This is a genomic window from Legionella pneumophila subsp. pneumophila str. Philadelphia 1 (assembly GCF_000008485.1).
GTDB lineage: Bacteria > Pseudomonadota > Gammaproteobacteria > Legionellales > Legionellaceae > Legionella > Legionella pneumophila.
This window is the reverse complement of sequence record NC_002942.5, coordinates 3182642-3200998: the sequence shown is the minus strand read 5'-3', so window position 1 is coordinate 3200998 and position 18357 is coordinate 3182642. Positions and strand designations below refer to the sequence as shown.

The window sequence follows — 18357 nt, the reverse complement described above, 5'->3', positions numbered from 1 at the left end:
TGTGGCATGAAAAGAACCATTGAAACCTACATCATCTATTTAAAAGAAGATTTAAAAATAGCTGATACTTGTAAAACAATAAAAGATGGTTTGTTAAAATCGATTACCGATAAAACCCATTTTTCTGAGGAATTGGCTACTTATTTTGAACGAGATAACCCCAATGCCCCTTTTAAAGTTAACACGACTGATCCTACCCAAGTCGCTGTTCTGAAAAAATTGCTTAATGCTCTGGAAAATGCTGAAAAGTCGTTTCGAGCTATTGAAAATATTGATATCAGTCGTGATAGGTACACTGCCATGATCGCTAAAGATGCAGTCATGGTCAGTTATAAAGCGGTGCATGAAATTTATGCGGCTCTTCAACTAATCAATCACAGTAATTCGGACATACAAGATATAGTAGGCCCACATATCCAAAAATTATTACCACAAATGGCTTTAGCCAGTAAGGCATTAGGAAATTTTGCTCCGGAGCATCCTGAGGAGAGTGCCGGGGCAGTGCTTGCTGGTGTAGTCAATATGCTTCCAACTGAAAAGCCAACCGAGTCAGAAAGTTTGGGTAAACTCAGTAACCTTATTTTTGAATTGCCTCATTACTTCGAGGAGTTACAAAAATTAATCGCTACCGGGGCATCAGGGATTGCCACCAAATCAATTACCAGTGCTGAAGACTATCAATCCGCAATGATAAAAAAGGCAAATGAAACAAAATATTATTTTGAACAACTCAGTTCCAAGAGTGGGCTATTAGCAATCCCAAGCTATCTTTCAATAGTCAAAAGATTAATTGCCCATAGTACTGATTTGGTTAATGCCGGTGCTCCTCTGACAAAACAAGCTTATTTGGATGCTGTCGCTAAGCTTGAAGACATTAAACATAATATTTTACCCCAATTGATTTCAGAGCTGGAAATGGTTGAAGAAAGCATGGGTTTAAAACCAGGTTTACTGACCGATCCCGCTCTTGAACAAATGAATAAATACTATACGCAGCTGGCAGAGCAAGTTGATAATATTGCCAAGGCAGCTGGAGTTCTTGATACTGTTTCAGATTATTCTGATTCAATAGGGGGAAAAATCGTTCGTTTTCTTGCTGGAGATAGCAAAAAACTGGATGTGGGGCCAAAATTAACGCCTGCACCTGATTTAGGTGTTTTGATGGACGATGTATTTATTCAGAAGAGAAGATCTAATCAGGAAAGCCGACTTAATGAAGCCAGACTTAGCTCTGAAGACAAAAGTGTACTTGCCGCGGCCAATCGTTTCTTTGATAAAATCGGCTCCTACAATAGCATTCACAAAGCATGGTCCAAGTGGAGTTTGGCAAACATTAGTCAGAGTGAAAAGGACGCTTTAATCAAGGAGTACAAACAGTTTCAGCCACATTTTGCGGCATTATACCCAGATATTGACAAACTGGTTGTAGATGCTCTTACTCAGCCTACCGGAAGCAATATCGTTTCCAGACTATACAGTTCCGATTATAAGCAATTATGGAGTTCTGATCATTTTAAGCAGGTATTATCCTGTAAGGACTCTGTGCTATCCAGTATTCAGCAAAGCCTTGCTCAATCTGAGTTTAAAGCAAAGCTCATTGAAAAAACCATGAGTCACTCAGAAGAGACAGCTTATTCAATGAATAATAAAACAACTAATCTAACTACTCGGGTTCAACCGTTTGAACCACTAAAATTTACTTTGGAGGACGATAAACCGGTTGAGTATTACCATAAGAGGGTTATTGCAGCATCTAACCAAATTTTAGAACTTGAAAGAGCACAGAAAGGAGTAGCGGAGTTTTTTAATTATATTCAGAAAAAGTATCCCCATGAAAACCCATCGTTTGATTCTCTGGATGAATCGGATAAAGAATTTCTTCGCAAGGCTTATAAAACATTTCAACCACAATTATTGGCGTTGAAGCATGATGATATTAACACTCGCCTTGTAAGCAGCCTAACCAGTTCAAAACCAACGGACCCTCCTCTTCGCCTCACCGATCTGGTATCTCTTAAATCAGGTATTAATGACTATTTAAATGAGAAAATTAGTGATTTAAATCAGGATAAAACGACTTTGCTGGATAAGGAGGAAGAAGCTCGCGAAGAACAATATGCAAAAAATCCCTTGGTAGCGAAGGGGGCAGAACTTGAGAAACAAACGCTCTTTGGGCAGATGAGTAAATTGAAGTTATCCAAGTCTGTTGATGATTTTTTCAATAAAAAATTTCAGACTTATCTTAAGGACAATCTTTCTCCTGAGGTATGGAAACAGCTCTCATCGAATGGAGAAACGCTTGATTTTGACAAAATACCGTATCTCGAGTTTCATAAAGACAGCCCTGAAGTTGCCATGTACAAGCAATTAATAAACTCCATGCATTATATGAAGAATGGCTTGGAAAAGCTGGAGTCGTTAAATGACTATGGTGACCCCAATAACATTTATCACCGTACGCGATTTGTCATGACCACATTTAATGCTCTGGTTATGAATATCTGTTTCAGTAAGTACTATGTTATGGAGGCAGGAAATAATCCAGGATTAAAGGCAATTGTCCAAGAGGGTTTGGATTTGCTAAAACCATTAGAGGGTATGCCACTCATAGGTGATTATTTAAAAACCACAGAAAAACAAGAGCCCCCCAAGCAAAATATTATTACTGCATGGAAGAAACAACAAGCGGTTGTAGAATCTGGTTTGTCAAAAGGACCTAAGCCTAAAACAGATCAGCAATTAATTAGTGAGCAATTGGGTAAAATTCAGGAAGCCATCGATAATTTTGATGGTGACCTGGAAGTTTCAGATTCAGCCAGGGAAAAAATAAAAACTCAAATTGGCGAATTTGCCAAGGGGATCAGTGGCTTGTCTTTTGGCCCTGGTTCTGTGAAAAAAATACTGGCTGCCTTGACCAAACTCGAAACCCAGCTTTCTAATCTGGATAAGGAAAGTCCTGAAGTAACACTTGGTAAACTTAAGGACATTCATTCCGAATTGAATGCGCAATTCAGGGCGGCTGCAGAATATACCGAGTATCATTCAGGTCAAAAGTTTGGCTCCTACTCCAATAACATAAGCACTATTGTCAGTAATTTTTGTAATGGTCTTGTTAGTAATCTGCCTTTAAAACAAGAACCGGCACCAAAGGTTAAGGCACCAGAAAAACCTGTTACTCCTGTTATTACTGGTACAACTAACCCTCATGAGGTAGTTTTTGGCACAAAACATGAAGAATTTAATAGCGTTTATCAGCCCTATCTCTTGTTAAAGCGTATTACTGATGAGTTTCGAGATCAAAATAATCCATATAAACCTTCTTTTGACGAATTAAAAGAGGAAGCGGTTAGTTATTATGACAAAATCCAACCTCTTCTCGAGTCTGTTGATCCAAAATTTGATAAAAATTTCATAGCAAAACATAAAGAGTCATCAACACTACTGAAAGCTATTGATGAAGTGATGTCAATGCGCCAACGCATTAATAATCCTGAAAGTAGTTTTGCTAAACTTAAGGATTTGCATTTGGAAGGAGACTTTGAAAAAGAGGAAAACAAGGAAAAATTTCGACAGCTATACAAGGAAATTCAGCCGTACCTCCATAAAATCGATAGTACTTATGATCAAACGCAATTTTTAGAAGGTTTAAAGACAGCAAAGGATTTCAGTGGTGCTTTGCAAAGAATTATGAATGAGGAAAATGCTCTTCAACAAAGTACGTCACTGAAAGATACTTCTTATTTACAATTAATTGCAGAAAGCCTCTATCAAATTCCAGTCAAGCTCAATAAGTTAAAAGCGGAACCTGACACTCCAGAACCTTCCAAAGAGGAAATAGATGCGAATGTGAAAGCATTTGTTGAAGGATTAAATGGATTATCCTTTGGTCCAGGTTCAGTTAAAAAGATTCTGAGTACTGCCGCTAAACTGCAGATGCAGCTTTCTGATATTGGTAAAGAAGGACGAGAATTAACAATGGGGCGTTTAAAAGAAATTCAAGCAGAGTTCGGCACCATTTTAATGGCGGCTGCTGATAATGCAGAATTTCATTTGGGCCTAAAGCCCGGTACGTATTCTCGTACTGTGAGTGAGCGATTTGAAAAGTTCTATAGTTCTCTGATTGTCAATTTACCTTTGGAAAAAGATCAAACGGGTTTGGAGTTATTAATTGATACAACAAGCACACAAAAACGTTTGGCAAGAGAAATGGAACGCCTTGAAAGTGTCAAGGAAGATACCAGTGCAATCGATACGAAAAAAAGTATATTTGGTACAGAGCATGAGCAATTCAGTACTTTATATCAACCATATGCCAGCTTAAGGCATATTGCGAAGGATATAGAAGATGGGGTGCACATGAATCTGTACGAGAGGACATTAGAGGAATTAAAAGAAGAAGCTTCGAATGAATATAAAAAAATTCAACCTTATCTTGCTAAAATTAATCCTGAATTTACTGAGGATTACATTTCCAAAACAGATGGTGAGTACTCATTACTCCATGCCATTGACAGGGTATTCGAAGAGCGTCATAAAATTAATAAACCATCCAGCCCTTTTGATAAATTAAGGGATTTATATTTGGATGGCGATTTCGAAAAAGAAGAGAATAAAGAACAATTTTTGCAGCTTTATGCGGAGCTTCAACCCCATCTTATCAAAATAAACTACCAATATGATCTCGCTTATTTTCTTAGGGAGTTGCAAACACCGGAAGATTTTAAAGCCGCGACAGAAAGAATTATTAATGATGAAAGTAAACTTCAAGAATTGATTACCGGTTTGGATGATACAAAACGATTAAAGGTAAAATTATGTGAAGAGCGTATAGGTTATTTTATTGATCTGCTAAAGAAACAGGAGCTGGAAGTTGGGCCAGAAAAAATACAAGCCTTTAAAGAAAAAATATTTTTTAATTACATCCATGCTAATGTCAATAGTGCCCTTGATGCTAAAATTGGTTCTCATGCCGAACAGTTTCTACAATTCATTGAAAAGGATTTTCTCGATAAAAAAAATGAGATTTTAGAGAAAATTACTATTGACCAAGATATGGAAGAGGAAATTGCAAAAGCAATAGACAGAATAGCCCCTGACATTATCAATAATAAAATAGAGTCTTTTAAAAAATTACTATTTGACAGTTATATTCAGAGCGATATTAAAAACTCTCTGCACAATGAATTGGGAATTTATACCAGTTTATTTATCGATAAAATAAGCCCGGAAATTCATTTGCATCAATCTGAAATATTGGGAAATGTTGCATTTGACAGCAAAATGGGGGCTGAAATTGGCTCAAAAATTAATGCGATTACTCCCGGAATTTTGCTGAATAACAATCCATTGAAAGAGGCGTACGTTGATTTAAATAATACATTGAAGGAAATTAATACATTACTTGATGAGGAAAATAAAAAGACCAGGGATAATCCTTGTCGCAATGAAAAAATAGCCAAATTGACTTCTCTAAAGGATCGCTTGAGTGATTTGGACAGTATTCCTAAAGAAAATACAGTGGAATTCCTTAAGAAGATGCAAGAAGAAACAAGGTCTTCGCTGAAATCTCTGGAAAGCAATGACGCCTTAATCAATATTTATGATGTACTTAATTCTTTAAAAGAAACCATAGAGAACGGGAGTGACTTACCCGAAATCAAAAAAGATAAGTTACAAATGATTTCCGATGTTCAGAATATCCTCTCGAATTTTGATAAAAACCCAGCCGAGCGTTTAAATTTGGCAGTGCAAATATTAAATGACTCTAACCCCGAAGTCTTGTCAAAAACTAAAGGAAACTTTCTTATTGGAGAAGCATTTAAAGGACAAGTTTTTACTAATTATATTAATACTAAAATCAGCGAGCAATTGAACAACGAACTCGGTCCTTATGGAAAGGTATTCTTGAAGCAAATCATGCCTGATTTTATTGCCAAAAAATCTGAAATAATCAAAGAAATAGCCATTGATAATATGGAAACAGGGCTTGAAACCCAGTTTAAAATTCATGCTCCTGCTATTTTTGAAAAGAATAAGGAGTTAAAAGCAGCTTACGAGCAATTAAACGTCCATCTAAAAGAAGTACAGAGCCTGATTGAGGCAGAAGAAAAGAAACCTAAAGGTAATCCCTGCCGTGAAGAAAAAATAGCCGCATTAAGATCCCATCAGTCTCAGTTAATGAATACCCAACGTATTCCGGATCATGAGACACTCAGGTTTTTGCAGGAGCAGAATAAAAGTGCGAAAAGTTTTATGGGTAAATTAGAAAAATATGACACGATGATCAGTGTGTATGACTCACTGACAGAAATAAGAGAGCATGTTAGTAATCATAAGAGTTTGTCAAAAGAAATCAAAGATGAAAAAATTCAGGAAATATCAAAGATGGAAGACATGCTAAAAACAACCAGCAAAGAGCCTTCTATTCGTTTGGCAGAGGTCAAGGCTCACGGCCTAAGTGATCAATGTAAAAATGTATTACTTAAAAATTCTGACAATTTTCTGGTGAGTTTCTTTAAAACGCTATTTTCCAAATTATTTAATATTAAAAACGAAAATGAAACTTTGGTTTCATCATTCAAACAAAGGCTGCAAAATATCAAGGGTCCAGAGCCCGTCGCTACGCCTATGGAGACTCCAGAAAATGAAGCACCTTTAGTGAATGCCAATATTACCAGATTCTAATTCGAATTAGTTTTGATTTAATCAGACATAATCTTTCATTTCAGTCAAAACAACAATTAAATTTAACTAATTTCTTAGTAAAGGATAGGGTGGCATTTCAAAAGTCTTGGTCAGTGTTTTTAATCTTCCTTCATTCAAGGCCAGATTTTCGAAAAATCCAAACTTCGTTGGTTTTCCCAGTATCTCCTGCTGTTTTTTTTCGGCTGCTTGGCATTTTGTTTCTCCCGAAAGTGAAAACGGAGTGCACCTTGGACGAGGATCTGCTTTACGATGTTTTATGTATTTGTCCAGACAAAAGACATAGAGCGCGGAATGCACTATTTTCATTTCCCTTTGGGTTAAAATGTTTGCTTGCTTTTTGACGGTATGGGCAAACTCCAAAGCAGCATGATAGGATTTATCTTTCTCAGTTGCAAAATCAGTATCTAACCAATTGACTGCATCATTCAGCAAATCATACTCTGATCTTGATGTATTTGTCCTGCTTTGAATAAAAGGGTATATCCAGTGTTCTCTATTAGTTATTTTAATAAAATCACTACGCGCAGTTGGGATAAAAGGGCGTAATGGTGCCAACTCACTAATTTGCCTAAATGATCTTGTGTCAATGTAATCTTCATTGGTTTTAAAGAATTCAAGGCAATCAGCTGGTTTTTGGGTTAGCCAGTTAAAAATGGCCAATTCAGATCGTCTTTCTTCATCTGTAGTGGGATTACGAAAATAAATCAGGTAAGGAATTAACGTCAATTGCTCAATGGTGCAACAATGATGAATTAAATAGAAGATGGCTCTTAAAAGGCAGAGGATGTCTTTTAGCTTGGCAAGCTCCTGTGGTCTTCTCGCTTCGATTTGTTTGTTTAATGGTGAGTGAGGATAAGTATCAAGAGATTGTGGATCTTTATTGGCATACCCAGTCATGCGGCTGCAACGGATAAGCAAGGGCAAGAGCTGGTCAACTCCTAACTCGCTGTGACCAAAGCTTTCATAGCGTTCTTTTAAGCGCTGGTACAAAATGGGATGGTGGAAATCCGTAGGCAGTAACCCGGCTTTGGATAATGATTGCTGTAATATAAGCCAGGGAGCAACTTGAATACTGCTTTGCCATTCTTCATAAGGTAATGTGAGACTAACTAGCTTCCAGAATTCACAAATCACCGCTTCTATTCGGTATATAAGCTCTGGACCAACATGTTCATCCTGCTCAAAATACTCAATGATTTCTGATAAATTGCCAGCCAGGTTAATTATGTTTGTGCATGTAACCTTTGGTGAAACCTCTTTATTTAATTCAGCAACCAGTTTTTTTAATTCACTAATTTTCATGATGATTCCCTGCCTGAATGATTAGTTTTTTACAGGCCTTAAGTAAACCTCCAATCTTTTTTTACCTTGACCTTGGGGTTTTTCTTAAGTCTCGTTTTAGAGAATATCTGAAAGGAAATTAAACTGGTAGCAAAATTTTTTGAACTTTTAATAAAAAATCTCAGCCATCATGCATCGTGCGCTTCCACCTCCAATGGCTTCTATTGTAGGGATATCTGTTGATATTAATCTGGAGTGTTGTTGGATGATTCTTAGCTGCTCATGAGTAAAGTGTCTTTTAGCTTGCTCGGATAAAATTAAAAGGCTCTCACCTTTTTTGTTATAAAGTTCCAAAACATTACCACACATGTGCTGTGCTTGATTCCAACTAATGTCAATCATTGTTTTGCCTGTTTCTTTGAAACTTTCTGAAAGCATGGCTTTTTGTTGAGTATCATGAATAGAATCCAGGCAAATAATCGCGTAGCATTGGCTTAGACTCATTATGACGTTGGTATGATAGACGGGCTTGTTCTGTCTATCTACACTATTAAATACAATAGGAGTGTATCCCAGGATATCAGCGACTTTGTTTACCAGATTCAGGGAAGTTCTCGGGGATAAAGACGCATAAAGAAGGTGGTTTTCTCTATCTAAAACCAGGCTGCCAGTTCCTTCAAGGATTTCATCCTTATCGTTTCTTAAGTCAATTATTTCATGAACTTCAAATTGAGCTTGGTTCAGTACTTCCATTAATCCTTTGATATTGACTTCTGCTTGTCTGTTTTTAGCTAGTAATGGATAAATAATAAGAATATTATTCCCTCTTGCATCAATATGTGTTGAAAACCAGTTATTGGGAAAGACGGCATCCGGTAAATCCTGTCTTTGCGATAGGGTTAATACTTTTATCTCTTCTTTTTCCAGTTGTAACACCATAGCAGTAAATTCTGCTAGCGCCTTAGTGCTTATGTCTTTGATAGACATGAATGATTGGAAAGAGTTGCTGGTTGATGTTTCATAATTAAAGCAAAATCCTTCCGGTGGAACCATTAATACCGTAGATCCTTTACAAGTCATAAATAAGTCAGCGGGGAAATCATGTTGCCTAGAATACTGATAGTATTTGCAAAAATCCATATCCACTTATTGCATTTTAAATAAATCTTTATTCTTTGCTGCACCGATTTTTGCCGCTTGTTTTTGTAAATCAATTAGTTTGGATTTGATGATGTTGTAAATCGCAGGCAAAACAAATAGGGTAAATAGTGTTCCAGGAATAAGGCCGCTAATCAAGCTCTATATTGTATCCCATGGTATCAAAGCGAAGGTCATAGTTCACGGCTGCAAATAATTTGCTCTTGTCCAGAACTCCTTTTAATTTTCAGTTTCATCAAATAATTACCTGAAATTGCGAATTGCTCAAAACCAAACCAATAAATAAGGATCCCTTAATAATGATCATTTATAATATCATTTGCTCATTCAAATATGCTTATGATCATGGCAAGAGTAATTGTTACCTATAGTCCTGAAGTTGGTGGAAGCAGTGTTCTTTCGTTGAAAGAATCATTTACACATGTCGGTTCCGAAGTTATTGACGGCGACTACAGGAAAATGATGGAAGACATACCCAAAGAAGAATTTGATAAGTTGTATTCCACTAAAGAAGGCCGACAAAGATTATTTGCACACGCCAAAGCAAAAGCAATGGAATTACTTAAAAATGTTGATGTGTTAGCATTATCTGGTAATAATTCAATGATTGATCCTGAGCTTTTTAATCAAACAAGAGACCCCGATCAAAATTATGATTTTTCCAGAACAATTGCTGAATTGGCATTAGTGCATGTAGCGACAGAAAAAGGTATGCCTATTCTAGGTGTTTGTGGTGGGCATCAAGTCATTGCAGTATATGGCGGTGGAGAAATATGCGATTTAAATTCTGACAAATTAAATACACAAAAAGTCATGAATTATGATGCAATCAAAGTGCATAAGGGTTCATTAATAGCTCAAATTATTGGTGGAAAACAAGTCCAGAAAGAAATGGATACAGCCAGAAAAGCGTTTAATGAAAGAATGAACCAATATAATAGATTGTCAGAAAAACTAAATGCATTGGAAAAATTAAACCTAGTACAGGAAGCAGGGAAATTAGATGCATTAGGAAAATTAGAAGAGTTAGATAAATCTGAAGTGCAACTTTTATTAAAGTTGACTGGATTAAATATAGAAGAGGAGTTGTTTGATTTAAGAGAATTAGTAGGAGAAATAGGCGAGACTAATCAATTAAAAACAGAACTACAAAATATAAAAACGAGTTTAAATGGATTAGAAGATTCTCATCCTCTTACTTCCCCGCATTATGAAACGGAGTTTTTTGGCGCGCATGAGCAAGTTGTTTCCAAATTAGCAGCAGGCTTTCAACATACAGGTACTGCAAGTGATAATGAGTCCAATGAAGCAGCAGAATCAGAGTTTGGTGTTCCTATTATAACCACGCAATTCCATCCCGAAGTTGGTGCTAAAGGACTGCCCGAGGCTCATTTCTTTTATCTAAGAACAGAAGCTGAACAAGAGATGAATCTTAATATATTTAGATACCTTGACAAAGCAGGTGATGCTTACAATAAAAAGAAAAACCTAATGGTTGAGCTAAAACAAATCAATCCGAAAAATCAAGATGTATTGCTTCAACCCTCTCAAATTAAAAAAACAAGCAAAGAACGTCAGCAAGAGAGGGAAAAACAAGGGAACAAGTCTTCATCAAAAAGACAAACAGAATCTTACTTTTTTGAGAGTATACTCTCAAAAATTGGTTCATATTTAAGTGCCATAGGAGAATTCATAAGAGAAGGAATTGGTAAATTTTTAAGAGACATCCTATCAAGTATGTTTACATATGATTCCGTTTCAAGACTGAAAAAAAAGGAACAAAAACAATCAAAATCTGAGCATTCGAAAATAGATCTCATTGATAGCAAAAGTAACTCATATTCTACTGTGTTTCATGATATGAAAGTTAAGTCACCTTCTGAAATATTACGAGAAAATCCAGCAAAGTTGTGGGCAGAAAAAGATGATAGTCATGAGAAAACCATCACCAATCAAACTGACATGGATAACTCTAATAAGGTAAGAATAACAACAGAATTGGTTCAAGAAGAAGTTGGACAAGAGTTTGATGAGAACCATACTAGTTTGTACAGAAACAATTTATAATAGACAAGATATGACCGAACGTCTTTATGCAGTCTACCAGAAACGATGGGGGATTGATATTTATCTACTATGCTGCCTCCATTGAAAAACAGAATGCTAGTAACAGCTATTATCAGCACAGGTATTTGCCAATAATAATTTGAGCGCTATTGAATTGAATGATGGCACAAACTTTATCATATAATTGAGCTGGCTTTAACCAATATTTGCCAAAGCAATTGCTTGAGCAGAGTTTTTTTAAGTGCAGAACAGAAATTTTAAGAATGTTGTAGATAAAAAAAGCCCTGCTTTTCTAAGGATTAAATTATACTTAAAAAAACAGGGCTAATATAAAAAAATTAGACTACTTCAACTTCCTCAGCTTGAGGTCCTTTTTGACCATTGCAAGCTTTAAACATTACAGTAGCGCCTTCAGCCAGGGTTTTAAAACCACTGCCTTGGATCGCACTAAAATGCACAAAATAATCTTTGCCGCCACTTTCTAAAAAACCGAAACCTTTGGACTCATTAAACCACTTGACTGTACCACGAATTTTTTCTGACATGTTAATTTCCTAAATTGTTACGCATCCATTGTAGCATTATTTTATTAATTGTGCTGTTTTTTTATTAATTTTTTTTTAATTTTTTGAATTAATTTAGATTTTGTATAAAAAATAGGAAATTAAATCAATAGATTGGTAAAATTTCACCCGAAAATGATCGACGTGTTCACTCATTGCTCAGCGATATCAGCTCTTTCGCATGAGAAAGTGTTTGTTCTGTTATAGTGAGCCCACCCATCATGCGAGCGATCTCGGCAATTTTATCGGATGCTTTAAGCAATGAAATATGAGTAAAAGTTTGATTGTTATTACTATGTTTGGTGACTAAAAAGTGATGGTGTGCCGAGGCAGCAACTTGCGGCTGGTGGGTAACACAAAAAACCTGCAATCTTTCTCCAAGTTTTCTCAGCATTTTTCCAACTAGTGCAGCAGTCGAGCCACCAATACCCACATCGACCTCATCAAATAATAAGGTAGGAGTTGAACCTTTTTGTGCTGTAATCATCTGTATTGCAAGACTGATTCGGGATAATTCTCCGCCAGAGGCAATTTTGTTCAATGAATCAGGTTCCATCCCAGGGTTAGTACATACCTTGTATTCCACTTTATCCAATCCGTGAGCTTGCATTTTTTCTAAAGGAGTGATTTCAATTTCAATCCATCCTTTTGGCATCCCTAACTGCTGAATGCTGGCCGTTATTTCTTGAGCCAGTTTTTTTGCGTGAATTTTGCGTGATTCACTTAATTTTAATGCGGCGCTTTCATATACCTTATTGATTTGAGCCAATTGCAAATGCAGATGTGCCAATTTGCTTTCTACATTTTGCAAACTTTCCAATTCATTTTGTAATGTTTTTTCATGCTCCTGAAGCGATTTGCTATCAAGATGGTACTTCCGGGCTAGTTGATGAATAGAGCTGATTCGGGCTTCCACTTCTTGCAATCTTTCCGGATCCAGCTGAATTTTATCTGCGAATTGCTGCATTTCAGTGATTGCTTCTTCACATTGAATCAAGGCTGAATTAATTAACTCAGCTGTGTTTTTTATTTGCGCTTGTTCTTGAGGGAGTTGCTGGATGAGTTGAAAAATCTGGTTTAAACCAGAGCAAATATTCGGTTGATCATCACTATTCAATAGCTCATTGATCTGTTGACTTAACTGCAGATACTCTCTGGCATGATGCAAAATTTGATGCTCTTGATGTAAGGCTTCCAGTTCACCATCCTGGATATCCAGCGCTTGTAATTCATCAATTTGAAATTGTAATAATTTAATGCGGTCTGCTTGTTGCTCCTGACTTTGTAATGCATTTATTTCTTGTACTATTTGTTGATGTTGTTTATAGAGTGTATTGACATCATTTAACAAGAGGTGGTTATTGGCATAGCGATCAAGTTGTTGTCTATGTGTTGCATGTTGCATGAGTGTTTGATGCTGGTGTTGCCCATGGATGTGCACCAGTTTTTCACTTAACTCCTTTATTTTTTGTAAAGGGAAAGGTTGGCCATTAATATAAGATTTGGAGCGGCCTTCTGCGTAAATAATGCGCCTTAGATAGATTTCACCATCATGGCAAGAAATATCGTGCTCAGCCAACCATTGAGCGAGTTCTGATGATTCATCGAAACAAAATCCGGCTGTGATATCACATTTTTCTTCGCCGGGGCGGACTACAGAAGGATCTGCTTTTTCACCTAATGCTAACAGCAAGGCGTCAATCATGATGGATTTGCCAGCGCCTGTTTCGCCCGTAAAGGTGGTCATGCCTTGTGTAAAATCGAGTTCCAGTTGTTTAACAATAGCAAAATGTTCAATGCGCAATGTCGTGAGCATGTTTTATCCCTGATGCTTTGATTCCCAACCAAGTTTGCTTCGTAATGTATCATAATAATGATAATCAAGAGGGTGTAACAAACGCAATCGATTACCGTTTTTTTTGACTGCTACTTTCTGTCCCGGTTTAACGACACGGGATTCGTGACCATCACAACTGATACGCAAATCGGTTTCATTTGATTTGCTGATATACAATTCAATTTCTGCTTCCCCATCGATAACGAGTGGTCGGGAACTTAGGCTGTGTGAAAACATGGGTACCAGGACGATGGCATTGAGTTGAGGATGCATTATCGGTCCTCCTGCAGACAAGGCATAGGCTGTTGAGCCAGTTGGAGTGGATAAAATCATTCCATCTGAACGGTAATGGCTAACCAGCTGCTGATTGATGTAAACATCAAATTCTATCAAATGCGTTTCACTTCCTCTGCCTAATACGACATCATTGAGTGCATCGCCTTCAAAATAACTGTTTTCCTTATCATATATTTTAGTATGTAATAAGAAGCGTTCTTCTTCATTATATTGTCCATTAAGCACAGGGCCTAAATGGGACTCAATGTCTTGGGGTAAAATATCCGTTAAAAAACCTAGCCTCCCCCTGTTAATCCCTATGACCGGTGTATTAACTTTTATAGCCATACGTGAGGCAGAAAGTAAACTGCCATCACCACCCACGACAATAATCAAGTCGTGTTTTGCCCCCATTTTTTCTCTAGGTAAAACAGGGGCTTTTAATTCAAAACTGGCCGCAGTATCTGAGTCCTGAAAGATTTCTATGTCTTGCGTGCTTAAAAAGTCAACCAGTCGATGCAAGCTTTCATTGACTTCCTGATTCGCTCTGTGTTGACGGGCATACAAGATGGCTCGTTTAAATTTTTGTTTCATAATGTGTTATTCTTCACTTGTGGCGGTACGAGAGGCTTTTTTTCTATCGTGTTCCTTGAGAAATTTTTTACGTAAACGAATAGATAACGGGGTAACCTCAACTAACTCATCATCATCGATAAATTCCAGCGCTTGCTCAAGAGATAATTTGACCGGAGGAGTCAGGATAATATTTTCATCCGAACCTGATGCCCTGATGTTTGTTAATTGCTTTTCTTTGGTGACATTAACAACCAGGTCGTTATCTCTGGCATGGATACCTACAATCATTCCTTCATAGCAGACTGATTGAGGCTCTAAAAATAATCTTCCACGTTCTTGTAAATTGAACAAGGCAAAAGCCCGGGCAGTACCAGGACAATTAGCTATCATGACGCCATTGAGACGCTTCCCTATGCGTCCTTTAATCAACGGACCGTAGTGATCAAAGACATGATACATTAATCCGGTACCGGAAGTGCAGGATAAAAATTCATTGTGAAAACCGATTAATCCGCGAGTCGGGATGATGTAATCCAAACGTACTCTGCCTTTGCCATCAGGCACCATATTTTGCATTTCGCCTCGGCGTTCACCCAATTTTTCCATAATGGTACCTTGATGGTTTTCCTCAACATCAACTGTCAGGTGTTCATAAGGCTCCTGTTGTTCACCTTCTACCTCGCGAATAATCACTTCCGGTTTGCTTATTGCCAATTCATAGCCTTCACGGCGCATCGTTTCGATAAGAATCGACAAGTGTAATTCGCCGCGACCAGAAACTCTGAATTTATCAGGATCATCGCAGTCCTCTACGCGAAGCGCCACATTATGCAGTAATTCAGTATTTAAGCGTTCACGAATTTTTCTTGATGTGACGTATTTACCTTCTTGGCCGGCCAGAGGCGAGTCATTAACCTGAAAAGTCATGCTGATTGTAGGTTCATCTACTAAAAGTGCTGGCAATGCCTCCACCAGGTTGGGGTCGCAAATCGTGTCGGATATATTCAGGCTCTCAATTCCGGTTATCGCGATAATATCACCGGCACTGGCTTCCTCGACTTCAACGCGTTCCAGCCCTTTGAATCCCAGTAACTGGAGCAGTCGTCCGCTGCGCATATTACCGTCTTTATCAATAATCTTTACAGGAGATTTTGCCTTAATTTGCCCGCGTGTAATCCGGCCAATGCCTATGGTGCCAACATAAGAAGAATAATCGAGAGAGCTGATTTGCATTTGAAACGGACCATTGGCATCGACACAAGGTGGTGTGACTTTATCTACGATTGTTTGCAGTAGGGCAGACATATCTGTTGCATTGTCTTCCAAATTAAGTTTGGCATAGCCATTTAAAGCGGAGGTATAAACTACAGGGAAGTCTAGTTGGGTGTCATTGGCGCCTAAGTTATCGAACAAGTCGAACACCTGATCCATGACCCAATCAGGTCTTGCTCCTGGACGGTCAATTTTATTGATCACGACTATAGGGTTTAAGCCACGGGCAAATGCTTTCTGGGTGACAAAGCGGGTTTGTGGCATGGGGCCGTCAACTGCATCGACCAGCAATAAAACGCTGTCAACCATAGAAAGAATACGTTCCACTTCGCCGCCAAAATCCGCATGCCCTGGGGTATCTACAATATTAATTTGATAACCTTTCCAATAAACGCAAGTGTTTTTGGCTAAGATAGTAATTCCACGTTCCTTTTCAAGTGCATTGGAGTCCATCACGCGTTCAACTTTTGGAGCTCTCTCATTGAGCGTTCCAGTTTGTTGCAAGAGCTTGTCAACAAGAGTAGTTTTGCCATGGTCAACGTGGGCAATAATGGCAATATTGCGAATTTTTTCAATCATAAAAAACCTTTAGTTGGGGAATAGCGAGATTTAATAATTTAAGATAATAACTGACAATTGTTCATAGATTTAACATTATACACTAATCGCTCATTAAAGAATATCTACTCTTTAATTGATGCTCAACTGCCAGCCTTTTTGAGTTTTATTGCGATACCAAATTTTTTTGGAGAAGCAAGTAGAACTATCAAGCAAGCTTGACTTTTCTATGCCTTTGACTTGTTGATAAATTGCTTCAGGTGCCAGTAAATCATCGAATGCTATTTCTCCACTATAAATTTTTCCATCATTTATTAATAAGCCTAATTTCATACACAAGAAGGTAATGGTGGCGGTTGCAGCCAAGGCATTACCTGCTATTTCACCTGTGCTGGCATTGATGCCTGTAGGCACTTCGATAGCCAGGATGGGTACAGTGAACTGTTGGAGGCGTTGAAGAAGCGAAGCGATTTCCGGGCGAACATGACCATACAACCCTACGCCAAAAAGGGCATCGACAATCAATTCAGGATCGCCTAAATCAATGTCAGGCGAATAAGTATGCAGAAGAATACCTTGCTGATGGCATGAATTCATTTCGTACCATACTTCTTCATGCATTTGAGGTGGTTTTGACATACTCATCTGGTGTCCTACTTGCCAAACTGTTGGGATCATCCCCATTTTTTTTGCCTGCTGAGCTAAAACATAGCCTTGTCCTCCGTTATCACCACGACCACAAAAAATACTGATTTTTTTAACTTTCGGCCAACGATACACCAAAAAGTCGCAGGCTGCTTTGCCCGAACGCTGCATAAGTTCGAGACAAGAAACTTGATATTGGTTTTGCATTAAGTCCATCAGTTGTTGAAATTGTGTAACAAGATAAACAGGCGTTTTCATGTTGACCAGCTGTGGTTTTCCTTTAGTAAAATAATAGTCCATATAAAAAAATCTTTTCTAACTTTTGTAAACATGGTTTTTAGAATGTTGGAAAGTTTCCTGATTTGCGGTTAAGAAAGCGTCATTCTCCTATGCTATTCACATACAGCTTATTCTTTTAAATGAAAGGTTGCCATCAGTTCCTTAGATAATCGTTTCCCGGCAACAGGATTATTTTTGTAAGCATTTTCCAAATCTTTCATTTGTTCAGGAGTTAGAAAAATATCAATTGAGCGCATATTTTCTGCTAAGTGTTGTGGATTCGAGGTTCCGGGAATGGGGATAATGTCTTCTCCTTGAGCCAATAGCCAAGCTAATGATAATTGTGCCGGGGTGTAGCCTGTTTTTTCTCCTATGGTCTCAAGTTCATTGACTAAGCCAAGATTTTGATCAAAGTTTTCAGGTTGGAATTGCGGAATATTAGTTCTGAAATCAAAGCCATTTGTCCTTAAAAGATTGGGCTTCTTAATTTTTCCACTGAGGAAACCACGTGCTATGGGGCAGTAGGCAACAAAACAAATACCCAATTCACGGCAGGTGCCCAAAACTGCTGTCGCCGGAGCTCGAACTCGAAGTGAATATTCAGTTTGAACAGCAACCAGTTTGTCCTTGACTGCTGTATAAGCTGCCCGAATGGTATCAGCATCAGTTTCAGATAAACCAATATAACCAATTTTGCCTTCATCAATAAGGTCATGCATTATCTCCATCACTTCTTCAATTGGTGTTTGATGGTCATAACGATGCAAATAGTAGAGATCAATGTGGTCAGTATTTAAGCGTTTTAGGCTTTTCTCACAGGCTGTTCTGATATAAGCAGATGAATTATTGACACTCATTTCATCATTAGAGCCTGTCCTTACTACTCCGCATTTCGTTGCAAGTATAATCTGGTTACGAAAGGGTTTTATCGCTTTACCAACTAATTCTTCATTTTTACCTTTTCCATAAATATCAGCTGTATCAAAGAAATTAACTTGGTATTGGTCATGCGCATTACGAATAATTTTGATTGCATCATCAAGGCGAGCGGGTTTGCCATAAAACTCTGATAATCCCATGCACCCAAAGCCCAATGCTGAGACATCAGGCCCCACCTTTCCCAATTTGCGATATTTCATG

10 protein-coding genes are annotated in these 18357 nt (G+C 37.8%); 2 read left to right on the top strand and 8 right to left on the bottom strand.

What is annotated here, in order from left to right; all coding sequences use genetic code 11:
• Positions 1–6 precede the first annotated feature (6 nt).
• A complete protein-coding gene (sidH, locus tag LPG_RS14270; RefSeq protein WP_010948516.1) occupies positions 7–6684 on the top strand; it encodes a Dot/Icm T4SS effector SidH in 6678 nt (2225 codons plus the stop codon).
• A gap of 66 nt (positions 6685–6750) precedes the next feature.
• Here the strand turns inward: sidH and LPG_RS14265 are convergent, their stop codons facing one another.
• Positions 6751–8007, bottom strand: a complete 1257-nt coding sequence (locus LPG_RS14265) for a lpg2828 family Dot/Icm T4SS effector (protein WP_010948515.1) — start codon at positions 8005–8007, stop codon at positions 6751–6753.
• 147 nt (positions 8008–8154) lie between these two features.
• On the bottom strand, positions 8155–9126 hold the full coding sequence (locus tag LPG_RS14260; protein ID WP_223804313.1) for an arginine deiminase-related protein: 972 nt from the start codon (positions 9124–9126) through the stop codon (positions 8155–8157).
• Positions 9127–9477: 351 nt separating this feature from the next.
• On the opposite strand from LPG_RS14260, the gene ceg34 reads away from it, so the two are divergent.
• Positions 9478–11211 (top strand): Dot/Icm T4SS effector Ceg34, encoded by a 1734-nt coding sequence (ceg34, locus tag LPG_RS14255; protein ID WP_010948513.1) that lies wholly within the window; start codon positions 9478–9480, stop codon positions 11209–11211.
• A gap of 338 nt (positions 11212–11549) precedes the next feature.
• Here the strand turns inward: ceg34 and LPG_RS14250 are convergent, their stop codons facing one another.
• The 6 genes from LPG_RS14250 to LPG_RS14225 all read right to left on the bottom strand — a co-directional run bounded on the left by LPG_RS14250 (position 11550) and on the right by LPG_RS14225 (position 18356).
• Positions 11550–11756 carry a cold-shock protein gene (locus LPG_RS14250; protein WP_010948512.1) on the bottom strand — a complete coding sequence of 69 codons (207 nt, stop codon included), beginning with the start codon at positions 11754–11756 and terminating at the stop codon, positions 11550–11552.
• A gap of 166 nt (positions 11757–11922) precedes the next feature.
• A complete protein-coding gene (gene recN / locus LPG_RS14245) occupies positions 11923–13590 on the bottom strand; it encodes a DNA repair protein RecN (RefSeq protein ID WP_010948511.1) in 1668 nt (555 codons plus the stop codon).
• Positions 13591–13593: 3 nt separating this feature from the next.
• Positions 13594–14481 (bottom strand): NAD(+) kinase, encoded by an 888-nt coding sequence (locus LPG_RS14240; RefSeq protein ID WP_010948510.1) that lies wholly within the window; start codon positions 14479–14481, stop codon positions 13594–13596.
• Positions 14482–14487: 6 nt separating this feature from the next.
• On the bottom strand, positions 14488–16314 hold the full coding sequence (gene typA, locus LPG_RS14235; RefSeq protein WP_010948509.1) for a translational GTPase TypA: 1827 nt from the start codon (positions 16312–16314) through the stop codon (positions 14488–14490).
• 111 nt (positions 16315–16425) lie between these two features.
• Positions 16426–17238: an NAD(P)H-hydrate epimerase gene (locus tag LPG_RS14230; RefSeq protein ID WP_010948508.1), complete on the bottom strand. Its 813-nt coding sequence runs from the start codon at positions 17236–17238 to the stop codon at positions 16426–16428.
• Between the two features lie 107 nt (positions 17239–17345).
• Entirely contained in the window at positions 17346–18356 is a 1011-nt protein-coding gene (locus tag LPG_RS14225; RefSeq protein ID WP_010948507.1) for an aldo/keto reductase, read from the bottom strand.
• Position 18357: the final 1 nt, after the last annotated feature.

Coding starts and splice junctions, on each gene's coding strand:
- LPG_RS14250 (WP_010948512.1), bottom strand. CDS start 11,756: ATGTCAGAAAAAATTCGTGGTACAGTCAAGTGGTTTAATGAGTCCAAA.
- LPG_RS14230 (WP_010948508.1), bottom strand. CDS start 17,238: ATGGACTATTATTTTACTAAAGGAAAACCACAGCTGGTCAACATGAAA.
- LPG_RS14265 (WP_010948515.1), bottom strand. CDS start 8,007: ATGAAAATTAGTGAATTAAAAAAACTGGTTGCTGAATTAAATAAAGAG.
- LPG_RS14240 (WP_010948510.1), bottom strand. CDS start 14,481: ATGAAACAAAAATTTAAACGAGCCATCTTGTATGCCCGTCAACACAGA.
- LPG_RS14225 (WP_010948507.1), bottom strand. CDS start 18,356: ATGAAATATCGCAAATTGGGAAAGGTGGGGCCTGATGTCTCAGCATTG.
- typA (WP_010948509.1), bottom strand. CDS start 16,314: ATGATTGAAAAAATTCGCAATATTGCCATTATTGCCCACGTTGACCAT.
- ceg34 (WP_010948513.1), top strand. CDS start 9,478: ATGCTTATGATCATGGCAAGAGTAATTGTTACCTATAGTCCTGAAGTT.
- sidH (WP_010948516.1), top strand. CDS start 7: ATGAAAAGAACCATTGAAACCTACATCATCTATTTAAAAGAAGATTTA.
- recN (WP_010948511.1), bottom strand. CDS start 13,590: ATGCTCACGACATTGCGCATTGAACATTTTGCTATTGTTAAACAACTG.
- LPG_RS14260 (WP_223804313.1), bottom strand. CDS start 9,126: ATGGATTTTTGCAAATACTATCAGTATTCTAGGCAACATGATTTCCCC.